At 68.8% G+C, this 14,729-nt stretch carries 13 protein-coding genes; 10 read left to right on the top strand and 3 right to left on the bottom strand.

Annotated features, from left to right (window positions below; translation table 11 throughout):
- Positions 1–78: 78 nt before the first annotated feature.
- The 3 genes from ASF87_RS11120 to ASF87_RS11110 are packed head-to-tail and all read left to right on the top strand — an operon-like array spanning position 79 to position 3,185.
- Positions 79–1,833, top strand: coding sequence for a thiamine pyrophosphate-binding protein (locus ASF87_RS11120; RefSeq protein ID WP_056375907.1), 1,755 nt, complete (start codon positions 79–81; stop codon positions 1,831–1,833).
- A gap of 27 nt (positions 1,834–1,860) precedes the next feature.
- Positions 1,861–2,715, top strand: coding sequence for a PhzF family phenazine biosynthesis protein (locus tag ASF87_RS11115; RefSeq protein ID WP_056375905.1), 855 nt, complete (start codon positions 1,861–1,863; stop codon positions 2,713–2,715).
- Between the two features lie 35 nt (positions 2,716–2,750).
- Complete coding sequence (locus ASF87_RS11110; RefSeq protein WP_042539362.1) at positions 2,751–3,185, top strand: NUDIX hydrolase; 435 nt, start codon at positions 2,751–2,753, stop codon at positions 3,183–3,185.
- A gap of 18 nt (positions 3,186–3,203) precedes the next feature.
- Here ASF87_RS11110 and ASF87_RS11105 read toward each other — a convergent pair whose 3' ends face one another.
- Together ASF87_RS11105 and ASF87_RS11100 are read right to left on the bottom strand one after the other, a co-directional pair.
- Positions 3,204–3,584, bottom strand: a complete 381-nt coding sequence (locus ASF87_RS11105; protein WP_042539360.1) for a VOC family protein — start codon at positions 3,582–3,584, stop codon at positions 3,204–3,206.
- 281 nt (positions 3,585–3,865) lie between these two features.
- Positions 3,866–5,737 (bottom strand): FAD-dependent monooxygenase, encoded by a 1,872-nt coding sequence (locus tag ASF87_RS11100; protein ID WP_056375902.1) that lies wholly within the window; start codon positions 5,735–5,737, stop codon positions 3,866–3,868.
- A 132-nt stretch (positions 5,738–5,869) separates the two neighbouring features.
- Between ASF87_RS11100 and ASF87_RS11095 the strand changes: the two genes are divergently transcribed.
- A complete protein-coding gene (locus ASF87_RS11095) occupies positions 5,870–6,571 on the top strand; it encodes an IclR family transcriptional regulator (RefSeq protein WP_056375901.1) in 702 nt (233 codons plus the stop codon).
- A 114-nt stretch (positions 6,572–6,685) separates the two neighbouring features.
- Here ASF87_RS11095 and ASF87_RS11090 read toward each other — a convergent pair whose 3' ends face one another.
- Entirely contained in the window at positions 6,686–8,065 is a 1,380-nt protein-coding gene (locus ASF87_RS11090) for an MFS transporter (RefSeq protein ID WP_042539354.1), read from the bottom strand.
- A gap of 79 nt (positions 8,066–8,144) precedes the next feature.
- Between ASF87_RS11090 and ASF87_RS11085 the strand changes: the two genes are divergently transcribed.
- From ASF87_RS11085 to ASF87_RS11060, 6 genes are all read left to right on the top strand, one after another.
- The gene (locus ASF87_RS11085; RefSeq protein ID WP_082508841.1) at positions 8,145–9,686 is read left to right on the top strand and encodes a fumarylacetoacetate hydrolase family protein; all 1,542 of its coding nucleotides are present in this window, start codon (positions 8,145–8,147) and stop codon (positions 9,684–9,686) included.
- Positions 9,683–10,369 carry a GntR family transcriptional regulator gene (locus tag ASF87_RS11080; protein ID WP_056375895.1) on the top strand — a complete coding sequence of 229 codons (687 nt, stop codon included), beginning with the start codon at positions 9,683–9,685 and terminating at the stop codon, positions 10,367–10,369. The genes ASF87_RS11085 and ASF87_RS11080 overlap by 4 nt, the downstream gene beginning before the upstream one ends.
- Positions 10,366–11,862, top strand: coding sequence for a 5-carboxymethyl-2-hydroxymuconate semialdehyde dehydrogenase (gene hpaE / locus ASF87_RS11075; RefSeq protein WP_056375893.1), 1,497 nt, complete (start codon positions 10,366–10,368; stop codon positions 11,860–11,862). Before ASF87_RS11080 ends, hpaE begins: the two co-directional genes overlap by 4 nt.
- Positions 11,863–11,875: 13 nt before the next feature.
- A complete protein-coding gene (gene hpaD, locus ASF87_RS11070; protein ID WP_056375891.1) occupies positions 11,876–13,039 on the top strand; it encodes a 3,4-dihydroxyphenylacetate 2,3-dioxygenase in 1,164 nt (387 codons plus the stop codon).
- A gap of 74 nt (positions 13,040–13,113) precedes the next feature.
- Entirely contained in the window at positions 13,114–13,899 is a 786-nt protein-coding gene (locus ASF87_RS11065) for a fumarylacetoacetate hydrolase family protein (RefSeq protein ID WP_056375888.1), read from the top strand.
- Complete coding sequence (locus ASF87_RS11060) at positions 13,884–14,687, top strand: HpcH/HpaI aldolase family protein (protein ID WP_042539342.1); 804 nt, start codon at positions 13,884–13,886, stop codon at positions 14,685–14,687. The genes ASF87_RS11065 and ASF87_RS11060 overlap by 16 nt, the downstream gene beginning before the upstream one ends.
- Positions 14,688–14,729: the final 42 nt, after the last annotated feature.

The following is a 14,729-nucleotide window of genomic DNA, read 5'->3' as shown; positions in this document are numbered from 1 at the left end:
AAGCTCCCCACGACGACGCGGGGGCGAGACACATACGGAATACGAATGTTCTCCGTCCCTGTCTCGAAAGGCTTTCGCATGCCCTCCGTCTCCGCGCACGTCGCACTCACTCTCGCTCAGCACATCGACGCCGTCTTCGGCGTGATGGGCAACGGCAACGCCTACTTCCTCGACGCGATCGAGACCCGGACGGACGCGGTCTTCACGGCCGTCCGGCACGAGCAGGGCGCCGTGGTCGCCGCCGATGCGCACTTCCGTGCCTCCGGGCGGATCGCCGCCGGCACGTCGACCTACGGCGCAGGCTTCACCAACACACTCACGGCCCTCGCCGAAGCCGTGCAGGCCCACGTGCCGCTCGTGCTCGTGGTGGGCGACGAGCCGACCTCCGGGCCCCGCCCGTGGGACGTCGACCAGATCGCCCTGGCATCCGCCGTCGGTGCCCGCACCTACACGGTCGGACGCGCCGATGCCGCAGCGACCACCGTCATCGCGATCGAGCACGCCCTGACCTACCGCGTGCCCGTCGTGCTCGCCATCCCCTACGACGTGGCATCGCTCGAGGCCGGCCCTGTGCCGGAGGCGCCCGCGCCCGGCATCCCGGCGCCGCTCGCTCCGCGCGGGGAGTTCGCCGAGGGCACGCTCGACGAGATCGCCGAGGCGCTGCGCGGCGCATCGCGCCCGTTCCTGCTCGCCGGCCGCGGCGCCTGGTTGGCCGGAGCCGGCTCGGCGCTCGGCGAACTGGCGGCGCTGACCGGCGCACTGACCGCCTCGTCCGCTCTCGGTCGCGGTGTCTTTCCCGAGACGCAGTACGACCTCGGAGTCACGGGTGGATTCGGCGCGGACGGCGCGATGGAGCTCGTGCGCACGGCAGACATCGCCGTCGTCTTCGGCGCGTCACTGAACCAGTTCACGATGCGGTTCGGTGAACTCTTCGCGCCCGGCACCAGGGTCTTCCAGGTCGACATCGCGCCGGCGGCCACGCACCCGCACGTCGGCGGCTTCGTTCGTGCCGACGCCCGTCTCGCCGCGGAGGCGCTGGTCGCCAGGGTCGGCTCGCTCGGCTCCGCTCTCAGCCCCGCAGCCGAGCACGACTGGGGAGCAGCGGCCCGCCCCGCCGAGACGACGGCGGTCATGCGCGGCGCGTCGACGCCGGCATCCGACGCCGTGCCCGGGCAGCCGTGGCGCGAGACCGTCGATGTCGCGGCCGCCCGAGCCTACGACGAGGGAGACGAACTCGCCCCCGACGGCCGCCTCGACCCCCGCTCGGCCGCGCGCCGCATCGCCGAGCTGCTGCCCGCAGACCGGGTCGTCGTCTCGGACGGCGGTCACTTCATCGGCTGGGCGAACATGTACTGGCCGGTCGAGGCACCCGATCGGATGATGATGGTCGGCACCGCCTTCCAGTCGATCGGCCAGGGCTGGCCGAGCGTCGTCGGAGCGGCTCTCGCCCGCCGGGATTCGACGGTCGTCCTCACCTCCGGCGACGGAGGCGGGCTCATGGCGATCGCCGACCTCGAGTCCGCCGTCCGCGCGGCAGCGGGACGCGGCATCGCCGTGATCTGGAACGACGCCGCCTACGGCGCCGAGGTCAACCTCTACGGGCTGAAGGGACTCGCCGAAGGTCCGATGCTGATCCCCGAGGTCGACTTCGCGGCGTTCGGCGCTGCGGTCGGCGCAGAGGGCGTCGTCGTCAGGTCGCTCGCCGACCTCGAGCGGCTCGGCACGTGGGCGCAGGAGGATGCCGCGACACGGCGCTTCCTGCTGCTCGACCTCCGGATCTCGGGCGAGGTCATCGCGCCCTACCAGCAGGAGATCATCCGCGTGAACTCGTGACCCCGAGGCATCGCTAGGCTCCTCGTCATGACGGATGATCTGAGTGTCCTGCGATACAGCGCCTTCGCCGCGACTCCGGAGGGCGGCAACCCTGCGGGAGTCGTGCTCGATGCCGGCGGCGTGACGGACGAGCGGATGCAGCAGATCGCCGCGGAGGTCGGATTCTCAGAGACCGCGTTCCTCGTCGGTCGCACGGACGAGTCCGGTGTGCCGCGATATCGGGCACGCTACTTCTCGCCCGCGGCGGAGGTGCCGTTCTGCGGCCACGCGACGGTGGCGACGGCTGTCGCCCTCGCGGAGCGTGACGGACCGGGCGAGGTGGTGTTCGACACGAACGCGGGTGCCGTGACGCTGCGGTCGGTCGTGGACGCGCACAGCGGTGTGACCGTGTCGTTCACCAGCGTCGAACCCCAGGTGCGCGACCTCGACCCCGACGTGCTCGAGCGCCTGCTCGGAATGCTCGGCCTCACCGGCTCAGACCTCGACGACCGCTTCCCTGCGAGGGAGGCGTTCGCCGGGAACTGGCATCCGATCCTGGTCGTCGACGACCGCGAGCTGTTCGACCAGTTCCGCTTCTCCCCCGACGAGGTGGCCGGGCTCATGCGAGAGAACGGCTGGCTCGGCACCATCACCGTGCTGCATTCCGTCGGCCCCGCCGACTTCGACGCCCGGAATCTCTTCCCGGTCGGTCGCATCACCGAAGACCCGGCGACCGGCTCGGCTGCAGCATCCACCGGGGCCTACCTGCGCGCACTCGGCCACCCGGAGACGACCGTGCGAATCCATCAGGGAGCCCATGTGCGCCGACCGAGCCTGCTCACCGTGACCATCCCTCCCCGCGGCGGGATCGTCGTGTCCGGAGGCGCGACGCAGATCGTCTGAGACCTCCGAGCCCGGCGATGCGTTAGTGTTCCGGGATGCCTGCCATCCGGAACATCGCTGTCGGCCTGCCTGTGAAGGACGGGCACCTGCTCGCCCTCGAGGGACACGACAGCTCGCGCCGGCTCGATTTCCTGCGCGCGATCGGCGGAGGCATCGAGTTCGGCGAGACGGCGGGCGACGCGCTGCGCCGTGAATTCATGGAAGAGCTCGGCGTCACACTCGAGGATGCCGAGCCACTCGGCGTCTTCGAGAACATCTTCACGTACGAGGGCGAACCCGGACACGAGATCGCCCACGTCTTCGCCGTGACCTGTTCGGAGCTGGACGCGGTGCCCCTGGACGCCGAGCTCCGCATCCTCGACGAGGGCAGCCCTGTGCGCTGGGTGCCCATCGACGACATCCGCTCCGGCGCACGAGTGCTGTTCCCCTCGGGCGCACCCGAGGCACTGTTCTCGATCGCCGGACGCTGAACTCGACGCCCGCCGAACTCAGGCCTGAGCGCTGTAGTCCGGCAGCTCCTGCAGCGTCCACGTGTTGCCGTCGGGGTCGTCGAAGGTCACGAACCGGCCCCACGCCTGCTCATCGACACCCTGCGCTGCGACCCCGAGCCCCTGAAGATGGGCGAGCGCCTCATCGGCATCCGGAACGACGACCTGGATCGTGTTCTGCTGCCCGGGCAGCAGCCCCTCGCCCAGATTGGTGCCGAAGGCGATCGAGCAGGCTGAGCCGGGCGGGGTCATCTGCACGAACCGCAGGCCCTCGTAGGGAACCTGATCGTGATCGGCATGGAAGCCGATCTTCTCGTAGAACTCCTTCGACCGGTCGACATCCGAGACCGGGACGAAGATCAGCTCGATCTTCCAGTCCATCACACGCTCCTCCTGTCGGGGCGACTTCGCCCATCGGCCCTCAGAGTACGCGCGGGCTCCGACACTCGCCAGAGGTGCCTCACTCGCCAGAGACGACTCGCTCGTGCGAGGCATCCGGCCCTCGCGAGGCATCCGCCCCTCGCGAGCCGTCTCCCCGACCAGTGCGTCGCCGCACCCGTACGCCCTCGGGAGGAGAACTGCGCCTCGGGAGGAGATCCCGCTGGAGATCCTCCTCCCGAGGGGATATCTCCTCCCGAAGGACGCAGGGCCCCGCGGCAGAGTCAGGATGCCGGCAGCAGTGCCCCGCCGAAGAAGTCCCCCAACTGGTCCGTCGCCTCCAAGGGCAGGATCGCGGCGACGTACTGGTCGGGACGCACCACGATCACGACGCCGTCGCGCGACAGCTCCCGCGCGTCGAAGATGTCGGTCTCCGTCCACTTCGACGGCCCCGCCGCATAGACCTTCTCCCAGTCGGTGAGCCCGAGCGGACCGGTCTTCGGCTGGAACAGAGCCGGAGTCGAGGTCACCTCGATCTCTTCGTACGGCTGCTGGTAGATCGCCTTCACATCGAACACCGCATCGGTGTCGGCATCTGCGGGCGTGAACCGTTCGAAGACGGGCGCAGCCGCGGCCGCCCACGCGTCGAGCGTCGCGGCATCGCGGCCCGCGAAGGCGTACACGCGCCAGCGACCGTCGGCCTTCGCGTGGTGGCCGAGGTGGATCGCGTTGCCGTCGCCGACCCTCACGACCTCGGCGGACTTGAAGCGCTTGCCGAGCGGGTAGCCGACCGCGAGGCTCTGATGCGCGTCAGAGCCGGTGATCATCGAAGACGTGTACTGGGTCATGAACCCCGAGGGGAACTCGGCCGTGGCGAGATAGTACGTCGCGAGGTCGGTCGGGTCGGTGATCTCCGAGGGCTTGCGTGCCATGAGCGTCGACCACTCCCGGTCGAAGTCGATGAGCTGCTGGGCGACGGGCCGACGCTCTGCACCGTACGTCGCGAGCAGCGCCTCGGGCGCGCGCCCCGTGAGCACCGACCCGAGCTTCCACCCGAGGTTGAAGCCGTCCTGCATCGACACGTTCATGCCCTGGCCCGCCTTGGCGCTGTGCGTGTGGCAGGCATCGCCCGTGACGAACACTCGCGGCGTGCGGCCCGACCCGTCGATCACGTCGTCGAACCCGTCGGTGACCCGGTGCCCGACCTCGTAGACGCTGTGCCAGGCGACCTCCTTCACATCGAGCGTGTAGGGGCTGAGGATCGCGTTCGCCTTGGCGATGATCTCGTCGATCGGCGTCTGGCGCACGCGGTGGTCGTCGTCCTCGGCGACCTCGCCGAGGTCGATGTACATGCGGCTGAGGTAGCCGCCCTCGCGAGGGATGTGCAGGATGTTGCCCGCCTCCGAGTTGATCGCGCACTTGGTGCGCCAGTCGGGGAAGTCCGTGTTGACGAGCACGTCCATGACGCCCCAGGCGTGCGCGGCGCTGCCGCCGACGTGCGTGCGTCCGATCGCCTGGCGTACGCCGCTGCGCGCGCCGTCGCACCCGGCGACGTACTTGGCACGGATCGTGCGCTCCTCCCCCGCCCGCTCACCCGCCACGTAGCGCAGCGAGACCTCGACCGGGTACTCGCCCTCGTCGTGCACGGTGAGTCCTGAGAACTCGATGCCGTAGTCGGGGGCGATGCGGCCAGGGCCGTTCGCCGCGGTCTCGGCGAAGTAGTCGAGCACGCGCGCCTGGTTGACGATCAGGTGCGGGAACTCGCAGATGTCGTAGGCGTAGTCGGCGGTCCGCGAGGTGCGGACGATCTCGTTCGGCCGCTCGGGGTTCGGGCCCCAGAAGTTCATCCAGCCGATGTTGTAGGCCTCCGCGATGATGCGCTCGGCGAAGCCGAACGCCTGGAACGTCTCGACGCTCCGCGGCTGGATGCCGTCTGCCTGGCCGAGCACCAGACGACCCTCGCGCTTCTCGATGATGCGCGTCGAGACATCGGGGTACTGCGACATCTGGGCGGCGAGCAGCATGCCGGCGGGGCCGGAGCCGACGATCAGCACATCGATCTCGTCGGGGATGTCTGCGGGCCGCTCGGTGCCGATGCCTGCGGCATCCTTCACGCGCGGGTCTCCCGAGACATAGCCGTGGTGGTGGAACTGCATCGTCGTCGATTCCTTCCGGACGTCACTGTCGGGTGTTGCTATCGAACTAATCGTGTTCTATATTCGAACACGACGTTCTACTATTGAACACAGCTTAGGGACGCCTGTCCCGAAACGCAAGGGAGCGCACGCATGCCAGAAGGCACTCCGGCCTCGCAGACCCTCAGCCGCGGCATCCGGATCCTCGAGGTGCTCGCCGATGCGCGGATCCCGCTCACGATCGACGAGATCGCCGTGAGACTCGACGTCCATCGCTCGGTCGCATACCGGCTGCTGCGCACGCTGGAAGACCACCGACTGATCGGGAGAGACGCGTCAGGCACTGTGACGCTGGGCCCGCGCATGGCGGCGCTGGCTGCCGGCGTCGCCCACGATCTGCAGGCCGAGGCGATCCCCGAGCTGACAGCGATCGCGAACGAACTCGGCATGACCTGCTTCCTCGGCGTGCTCGACGGAGACGACTGCATCACACTCGCGAGCATCGAGCCTCGTCACGCGATCGCGAGCGTCGCACAGCGGCCGGGCACCAGACATCCGGTCACGGTGGGGGCACCTGGCAAGGCGATCCTCACTCAGCTCCCGATCTCGCAATGGCCCGGTGATGCCCGCGCGGCCCTGCACGCAGAGGTCGACGAGGCGCGCGTGCGCGGATATGCGACGAGTCACGACGAGGTCATCCCCACCGTGCAGTCGGTCGCCGTGCCGCTCGCGCTTCGCGGTCAGCGCCCTGCGGCGATCGCGGTCGTGCATGTCGCCACCGACCTCGACGACGCGGAGATCGCGGCGCGTCTGCGGCGCTCTGCAGCATCGATCCGCGAAGCCCTCGACGGCTGACGTCGTTCACAATTCAGCATGGATGGGAGACGGCAGACGCGTCGCCCCGGAAGAACCGGAGCGACGCATCGCCTGCACCACCGTCGATGCTGAATTGTGGACGGCTGATTCAGATCAGACCTTGGCGAGCCCACGGATCGGACTCACCGACTGCTCCTCCTCGTGATCCGGACCCAGGGGGATGCCGGAGCGATCACGCAGCAGCAGGGTCGCGATGAGGCCGAGCAGCGTCATGCCGGCGAGGTACCAGGTGACGGCCTGCGTCGAACCGGTGGCCTGCACGATCGCGGTCGCGATGGTCGGCGCGAACGCCCCGCCGGCGATCGCGCCGATGGCGTACGAGATCGAGACGCCCGAGAAGCGGATGCTCGCAGGGAAGAGCTCGGTGTAGAGAGCCGCCTGAGGTCCGTACGTGAAGCCGAGACCGATCGTCAGGATCGCGAGCCCTGCGAAGAGCAGCCCGACGTCGCCGGTGTTGACGAGCGGGAACAGCGCGAACACACCGACGAGCTGCATCACCCAGCCGATGATGTAGGTGGTGCGTCGGCCGATGCGGTCCGACAGCCACCCTGCGATGAGAGTCGTGATGAGCCACGTGACGGCCGACCCGGTGACCGCCCACAGCACGGGTCCGCGCTCGAGGCCGATCGGGCCCTCGGGGTTGGTGGCGTATCCCTGGATGTATCCACCGGTCGTCATGTAGCCGACCGCGTTGTTGCCGGCGAAGACGAGTGCAGCGACGATCACGAGCAGGAGGTGCTTGCGGAACAGCTGCACGATCGGCATGCTCGCCTTCTCCTTGCGCTCCGCGAGCTCGATGAAGACCGGGCTCTCCTCGACCTTCCGGCGCACGTAGTAGCCGACGAGGATCAGGACGACGCTCAGGAGGAACGGGATGCGCCAGCCCCACTGCAGGAACTGATCTCCCGGTGCGATCGCCGTCATCAGCGCCATCACTCCCGACGCGAGCAGCAGGCCGAGCGGCACGCCGATCTGCGGCGATGCGCCGAAGATCCCGCGCTTCGCCTTGGGAGCGTGCTCGACGGCCATCAGCACCGCGCCGCCCCACTCGCCACCGGCCGAGATGCCCTGCAGGATGCGCAGCAGCACCAGCAGGATCGGCGCAGCGACACCGATCGCGTCGTATGTCGGCAGCACACCGATGAGGGCGGTCGCGGCACCCATCAGGATCAGGGTCCACATGAGCACGGCCTTGCGGCCGAACTTGTCACCGTAGTGGCCGGCGAGGAACGCCCCGAGAGGACGGAAGAGGAAGCTCACGCCGACGGTCGCGAACGCGACGATGGCGCTGTTCGCTCCGAGCGGCTCGAAGAACAGCTGCCCGAAGACCAGGCCGACGGCCGTGGCGTAGATGAAGAAGTCGTACCACTCGACGGTGGTGCCGACGACGGTGGCGAAGACGACGCGGCGCCGATCCGCCGGTGTCGCGATGGTTCCGGTGGGCGTGAACCCAGCCTGTGACTGCCCGCTCATGGGGTGTCTCCTTTGATTGTGACCGCATTGTCACGGCTCGCGCACGAGGTGTTCGAGTTGCTTGCCGAGGGGTGACACGATGATATATGATTTCGAATACGACGCACAAGGCGTCGAACAAAGCGCGAGGAGGCGCCCCGTGACGGCATCCATGACCCGCCCCGGCAAGATCATCGCGATCCACCTGAGCTACGCCTCCCGTGCCGATCAGCGCGGCCGTCGCCCCGCAGCCCCCTCCTACTTCTTCAAGCCGGCCAGTTCGGTCGCCGCCTCGGGCGGCACGGTCGAACGCCCGGCCGGCACGGAGCTCCTCGCCTTCGAGGGGGAGATCGCCCTCGTGATCGGGACCCCCGCGCGTCGCGTCTCCCTCGACGACGCCTGGAGCCACGTCGGCTGGGTCACCGCCTCGAACGACCTGGGGCTCTACGACCTGCGCGCCAACGACAAGGGCTCGAACGTGCGCTCCAAGGGCGGCGACGGCTACACGCCTCTCGGCCCGGAGCTCATCGACGCCCGCACCGTCGATCCCGCCGCACTGCGCGTGCGGGCCTGGGTCAACGGCGACCTGCGTCAGGACGACACCACGGCCGGACTCATCTTCCCTCTGGCTCAGCTCGTCGCGGATCTCTCTCAGCACTTCACGCTCGAACCCGGCGACGTCATCCTCACCGGCACCCCCGCTGGGTCATCCGTGATCGTCCCGGGCGACGTGGTCGAGATCGAGGTCGATGCTCCGGGTGCCCCGGGCGCGCCGTCCTCCGGTCGACTCGTCACCACAGTCACACAGGGCGACGTGCCCTTCGACGCCGATCTCGGATCGCTTCCGGCCGTCGACGACCTGCAGCGCACCGAGGCCTGGGGGTCACGCGAAGAGGCCGGCCTGCCCGCCGAGGCGACAGCGCCGGCCCTCTCCCCCGAGCTGCGAGCCAAGCTGCTCGACGCCCCCACCGCAGGCCTCTCGGCGCAGCTGCGCAAACGAGGACACCACTCGTGCTTCATCGACGGGGTGGCCGCGAACATCCCGGGCAGCAAGATCGTCGGCACGGCCAAGACGCTGCGATTCGTCCCCTTCCGTGAAGACCTCTTCAGGACCCACGGAGGCGGCTACAACGCCCAGAAGCGCGCGTTCGACGCCGTCGACGAGGGCGAGATCATCGTGATCGAGGCCCGCGGCGATGCGACCACAGGCACGCTCGGCGACATCCTCGCGCTGCGCGCTCGTGCCCGCGGCGCCGCCGGCGTCGTCACCGACGGCGGTGTGCGCGACTTCGACGCGGTCGCCGAGATCGGGCTCCCGGTGTTCTCGCAGGGCGCGCACCCCTCGGTCCTCGGCCGCAAGCACGTGCCGTGGGACTCCGACATCACCATCTCCTGCGGCGGCGCGACCGTGCAGCCCGGCGACATCATCGTCGGCGACAGCGACGGCGTCATCGTCATCCCGCCCGCTCTCGCCGAGCAGATCGCCGACGACACTCTCGCGCAGGAGATCGAGGACGCCTGGATCGCCGAGCAGGTCGCGGCCGGGCACCCCGTCGACGGGCTGTTCCCGCTCAATGCGGAATGGCGCGCCAGATACGAAGCCGCGACGGGCGCAGGGTCCGACACCGGGTCCCGCTCATGACCACGGTCACGAACTCGAGCAAATCGGAGCAGGCGTACGTCTGGATCCGTTCACGCATCTCCGGCCACACGTTCGGCCCCGGCTACCGCCTCGTTCTGGGGTCGCTCGCCGAAGAGCTCGGCATGAGCGTCGTGCCGGTGCGCGAAGCCATCCGCCGCCTCGAAGCCGAAGGCCTCGTGACCTTCGAGCGCAACGTCGGCGCCCGCGTCACCCTCGTCGACGAGAGCGAGTACGCGCACACCATGCAGACGCTCGGGCTCGTCGAAGGCGCGGCCACAGCCCTCTCGGCACCGCTGCTCGACTCCGAGACGCTCGATGCGGCCGAGGCGGTCAACGAGCGGATGACGCAGATGCTAGGTCACCTCGATGCGCACGCGTTCACCGAGCTCAACCGGCAGTTCCATTCGCTGCTCTTCGAGCCGTGCCCGAACCCGCATCTGCTCGACCTCGTGCACCGCGGCTGGGCGCGACTGTCCGGCATCCGCGACTCGACGTTCGCCTATGTGCCTGGCCGCGCCCAGCACTCGGTCGAAGAGCACACCCAGATCCTCGAGCTCATTCGAGCGGGCGCCGACCCGCTCGAGATCGAACTCGCCGCCCGCAACCACCGCCTGCGCACGAGGGACGCCTTCCTCGACGCACTGCACGCCCGTTCTCACCACAACTCAGGAGACGAGTCATGACCGATTCCCGCATCCCCGCCGATCTGCCCGACCACATCCAGCACTACATCGACGGCGCGTTCGTCGACTCGGTCGACGGCGACACGTTCGATGTGCTCGACCCCGTGACCAACAAGACCTACACGACGGCCGCCGCAGGCAAGAAGGCCGACATCGAACTCGCCGTCGCCGCAGCGAAGCGCGCGTTCGACGAGGGCCCGTGGCCGCGGATGCTCCCCCGTGAGCGCTCGCGCGTGCTGCACAGGATCGCCGACCTCGTCGAGTCGCGCGATGCCCGTCTGGCAGAGCTCGAGTCCTACGACTCCGGCCTCCCGATCACCCAGGCGCTCGGTCAGGCCCGCCGCGCCGCCGAGAACTTCCGCTTCTTCGCCGACCTGATCGTCGCGCAGTCCGATGACGCCTTCAAGGTGCCCGGCAAGCAGATGAACTACGTCAATCGCAAGCCGATCGGCGTCGCCGGGCTCATCACGCCGTGGAACACGCCGTTCATGCTCGAGTCGTGGAAGCTCGGCCCTGCGCTCGCGACCGGCAACACCGTGGTGCTCAAGCCCGCCGAGTTCACACCTCTCTCCGCCTCGCTCTGGGCCGGGATCTTCGAAGAGGCCGGCCTGCCGAAGGGTGTCTTCAACCTCGTCAACGGCCTCGGTGAAGACGCCGGAGACGCCCTCGTGAAGCATCCAGACGTGCCGCTCATCTCGTTCACGGGCGAGAGCTCGACCGGGCAGCTGATCTTCGGCAACGCCGCCCCGTTCCTCAAGGGACTCTCGATGGAGCTCGGCGGCAAGTCGCCCGCCGTCGTCTTCGCCGACGCCGATCTCGAAGCCGCGGTCGACGCCACGATCTTCGGTGTCTTCTCGCTCAACGGCGAGCGCTGCACCGCAGGATCCCGCATCCTCGTCGAGCGCTCGATCTACGAGGAGTTCGTCGAGAAGTACGCCGCGCAGGCGAAGCGCGTCAAGGTCGGCTACCCGCACGACCCCGCGACCGAGGTGGGCGCCCTCGTGCACCCCGAGCACTACGACAAGGTGATGAGCTACGTCGAGATCGGCAAGACCGAGGGCCGCCTCGTCGCCGGTGGCGGCCGCCCCGACGGGTTCGACGAGGGCAACTTCGTCGCACCGACGGTGTTCGCCGACGTCTCCCCCGAGGCCCGCATCTTCCAGGAGGAGATCTTCGGACCGGTCGTCGCGATCACCCCGTTCGACTCCGACGAGGAGGCGCTCGCGCTCGCGAACAACACGAAGTACGGGCTGGCTGCGTACATCTGGACCAACGATCTGAAGCGCGCCCACAACTTCGCGCAGTCCGTCGAGGCCGGCATGGTCTGGCTGAACAGCAACAACGTGCGCGACCTGCGCACACCGTTCGGCGGCGTCAAGGCCTCGGGCCTCGGCCATGAGGGCGGCTACCGCTCGATCGACTTCTACACCGACCAGCAGAGCGTGCACATCACGCTCGGCGGCGCCCACAACCCGACCTTCGGCAAGAACTGAGCAAGGACCTGACATGACCGACAAGACTGCGAAGACGCTGACCTCATCGGGCTACTACGTGAGCCAGGAGGCTCCGATCCAGACCGACAACCCCGTCGCGACGCCCGAGAGCACGCCCCCGGATGTGCTCCGCTGCGCCTACATGGAACTGGTCGTGACCGACCTCGCCGCCTCGCGGGTGTTCTATGTCGACGTCCTGGGCCTGTACGTCACCGAAGAGGACGACGACGCGATCTACCTCCGCTCCACCGAGGAGTTCATCCACCACAATCTCGTGTTGCGCAAGGGCCCGATCGCCGCCGTGGCCGCGTTCTCATACCGCGTCCGTGACGCCTCCGACCTCGACCGGGCCGTCGCGTTCTACACCGAGCTCGGCTGTGACGTGCGCCGCAACCCCGACGGCTTCGTCAAGGGAGTCGGCGACTCGGTGCGCGTGGTCGACCCGCTCGGCTTCCCGATCGAGTTCTTCCACCAGTCCGACCACGTCGAGCGGATGTCGTGGCGCTACGACCTGCACATCCCCGGAGAGCTCGTGCGTCTCGACCACTTCAACCAGGTCACCCCCGACGTCCCCCGCGCGGTCAAGTTCATGCAGGACCTGGGCTTCCGCGTCACGGAGGACATCCAGGACGACGAGGGCACCGTCTACGCGGCGTGGATGCGCCGCAAGCCGACCGTGCACGACACCGCGATGACCGGCGGCGACGGACCGCGTATGCACCACGTGTGCTTCGCCACCCACGAGAAGCACAACATCCTCGCGATCTGCGACAAGCTCGGAGCCCTGCGCCGCTCCGACGCCATCGAGCGCGGTCCCGGCCGACACGGCGTCTCGAACGCGTTCTACCTGTACCTGCGCGACCCCGACGGCCACCGCGTCGAGGTGTACACGCAGGACTACTACACCGGTGACCCCGACAACCCCGTCATCACCTGGGACGTGCACGACAACCAGCGTCGGGACTGGTGGGGCAATCCGGTCGTGCCCTCGTGGTACACCGAGGCCTCGCTCGTGCTCGACCTCGACGGCAACCCCCAGCCGGTCGTGGCTCGCACCGACAACTCCGAGATGGCCGTCACGATCGGAGCCGACGGGTTCTCGTACACCCGCCCGGACGACGACAAGGACATGCCCGAGTACAAGCAGGGCGAGTACAAGCTCGGCCACCAGCTCTGAGACGCTTCGTGCCCCGTTCGTCGCGCGAGGCACGAAGCACCGAGACGAAACGCACCCACAGGAAGCAGGAACGGATGCTGTCAGCAGACACCGTCGCGCAGATCGCCGCGGAACTGGCCGAGGCCGACCGGAACCACTCGGTGATCCCGCGCATCACGGCGCGCTACCCCGAGGCCACCGTCGAGGACTCGTATGCGATCCAGGGCGTGTGGCGCGATTCGCAGATCGCCGCAGGGCGTCGTCTCGTCGGTCGCAAGATCGGGCTGACGTCGAAGGCGATGCAGCAGGCCACGGGCATCACCGAGCCCGACTACGGCGTGATGTTCGACGACACCGTCTACGAGTCCGGCGCCGAGATCCTTGTCGATCACTTCTCGAACGTGCGCATCGAGGTCGAGCTCGCGTTCGTGCTCAAGCATCCGCTCGAGGGTCCTCACTGCACGCTCGACGACGCACTCGCGGCGATCGACTACGCGGTTCCGGCGCTCGAGGTGCTGAACTCGCACATCGAGCTCGAGGGCCGGACGATCGTCGACACGATCAGCGACAACGCCGCGTACGGCGCGATGGTGCTCGGCACGGTGCGCAAGCGTCCGGACGAGATCGACCTGCGCTGGGTGCCCGGAGTGCTGTCGCGCAACGGCGAGATCGAGGAGACCGGCGTCGCGGCCGGTGTGCTCGGTCATCCGGCGACAGGTGTCGCGTGGCTCGCGAACAAGTTCCATCAGCACGGCGCGCGGCTCGAGGCCGGGGAGATCATCCTGGCAGGATCGTTCACACGCCCGATGTGGGTGTCGCGCGGCGACGAGGTGCTGTGCGACTACGGACCGATGGGAACGATCGCATGCCGCTTCATCTGAGCCCCTCCTTCCGCGAGCAGCTCGCCGCCTCCGACCGATCGCTCGTCGGGATGTGGGCGTGCTCGGGCAGCCCGCTCGTCACCGAGGTCGCCGCCGGATCCGGTCTCGACTGGCTGCTCATCGACATGGAGCACTCGGCCAACACGCTCGAGTCCACTCTGCTGCAGCTGCAGGTCGCGGCCGCCTACCCCATCGTCCCCGTCGTGCGCGTCCCGTTCAACGATGCCGTCGCGATCAAGCAGGTCCTCGACCTCGGTGCGCAGAACATCATCGTCCCGATGGTGTCGTCTGCCGATGAAGCGCGCGCCGCGGTCGCCGCGACGCGCTACCCGCCGCACGGTGTGCGCGGAGTCGGCAGCGCGCTCGCCCGCAGCGCCCGCTGGAACCGCGTCGACGGCTACCTGCAGGATTCGGCACGGCACACCTCGCTGACCGTGCAGATCGAGACGAGGGCCGGAGTCGACGCCGCCGCCGAGATCGCTTCGGTCGACGGCGTGGATGCGGTGTTCGTCGGCCCGTCCGACCTCTCGGCATCGATGGGGCTCCTCGGCCAGCAGACGCACCCCGATGTCGTCGGCGCGGTCGAGCGGGTCTTCGCTGCAGTCAAGGGCGCGGGCACTCCCGTGGGCGTGAACGCCTTCGACCCCGCCACCGCCGATTCGTACATCGCAGCCGGCGCCGATTTCGTGGCCGTCGGCGCCGACGTGGCGATGCTCGCACGAGCATCCGAGGCTCTCGCCGCGCGCTTCATCCCGGCCTCCGACGACGCCGCCCGCGCCAGCTACTGACGCCGACCGCCCGGCCAGGGGCGTGGCAGGATTGACGGATGC

It is taken from the genome of Microbacterium sp. Leaf161 (assembly GCF_001423645.1).
In the GTDB taxonomy this organism is placed as follows: Bacteria; Actinomycetota; Actinomycetes; order Actinomycetales; family Microbacteriaceae; genus Microbacterium; species Microbacterium forte.
Note: the sequence above shows the minus strand (reverse complement) of the source record. Positions and strands in the feature narration are given on the sequence as shown.

What these genes read in the sequence shown, in the direction of transcription:
- ASF87_RS11120 (WP_056375907.1), top strand. Translation starts at nt 79, where the DNA reads ATGCCCTCCGTCTCCGCGCACGTCGCACTCACTCTCGCTCAGCACATC.
- ASF87_RS11115 (WP_056375905.1), top strand. Translation starts at nt 1,861, where the DNA reads ATGACGGATGATCTGAGTGTCCTGCGATACAGCGCCTTCGCCGCGACT.
- ASF87_RS11110 (WP_042539362.1), top strand. Translation starts at nt 2,751, where the DNA reads ATGCCTGCCATCCGGAACATCGCTGTCGGCCTGCCTGTGAAGGACGGG.
- ASF87_RS11105 (WP_042539360.1), bottom strand. Translation starts at nt 3,584, where the DNA reads ATGGACTGGAAGATCGAGCTGATCTTCGTCCCGGTCTCGGATGTCGAC.
- ASF87_RS11100 (WP_056375902.1), bottom strand. Translation starts at nt 5,737, where the DNA reads ATGCAGTTCCACCACCACGGCTATGTCTCGGGAGACCCGCGCGTGAAG.
- ASF87_RS11095 (WP_056375901.1), top strand. Translation starts at nt 5,870, where the DNA reads ATGCCAGAAGGCACTCCGGCCTCGCAGACCCTCAGCCGCGGCATCCGG.
- ASF87_RS11090 (WP_042539354.1), bottom strand. Translation starts at nt 8,065, where the DNA reads ATGAGCGGGCAGTCACAGGCTGGGTTCACGCCCACCGGAACCATCGCG.
- ASF87_RS11085 (WP_082508841.1), top strand. Translation starts at nt 8,145, where the DNA reads ATGATATATGATTTCGAATACGACGCACAAGGCGTCGAACAAAGCGCG.
- ASF87_RS11080 (WP_056375895.1), top strand. Translation starts at nt 9,683, where the DNA reads ATGACCACGGTCACGAACTCGAGCAAATCGGAGCAGGCGTACGTCTGG.
- hpaE (WP_056375893.1), top strand. Translation starts at nt 10,366, where the DNA reads ATGACCGATTCCCGCATCCCCGCCGATCTGCCCGACCACATCCAGCAC.
- hpaD (WP_056375891.1), top strand. Translation starts at nt 11,876, where the DNA reads ATGACCGACAAGACTGCGAAGACGCTGACCTCATCGGGCTACTACGTG.
- ASF87_RS11065 (WP_056375888.1), top strand. Translation starts at nt 13,114, where the DNA reads ATGCTGTCAGCAGACACCGTCGCGCAGATCGCCGCGGAACTGGCCGAG.
- ASF87_RS11060 (WP_042539342.1), top strand. Translation starts at nt 13,884, where the DNA reads ATGCCGCTTCATCTGAGCCCCTCCTTCCGCGAGCAGCTCGCCGCCTCC.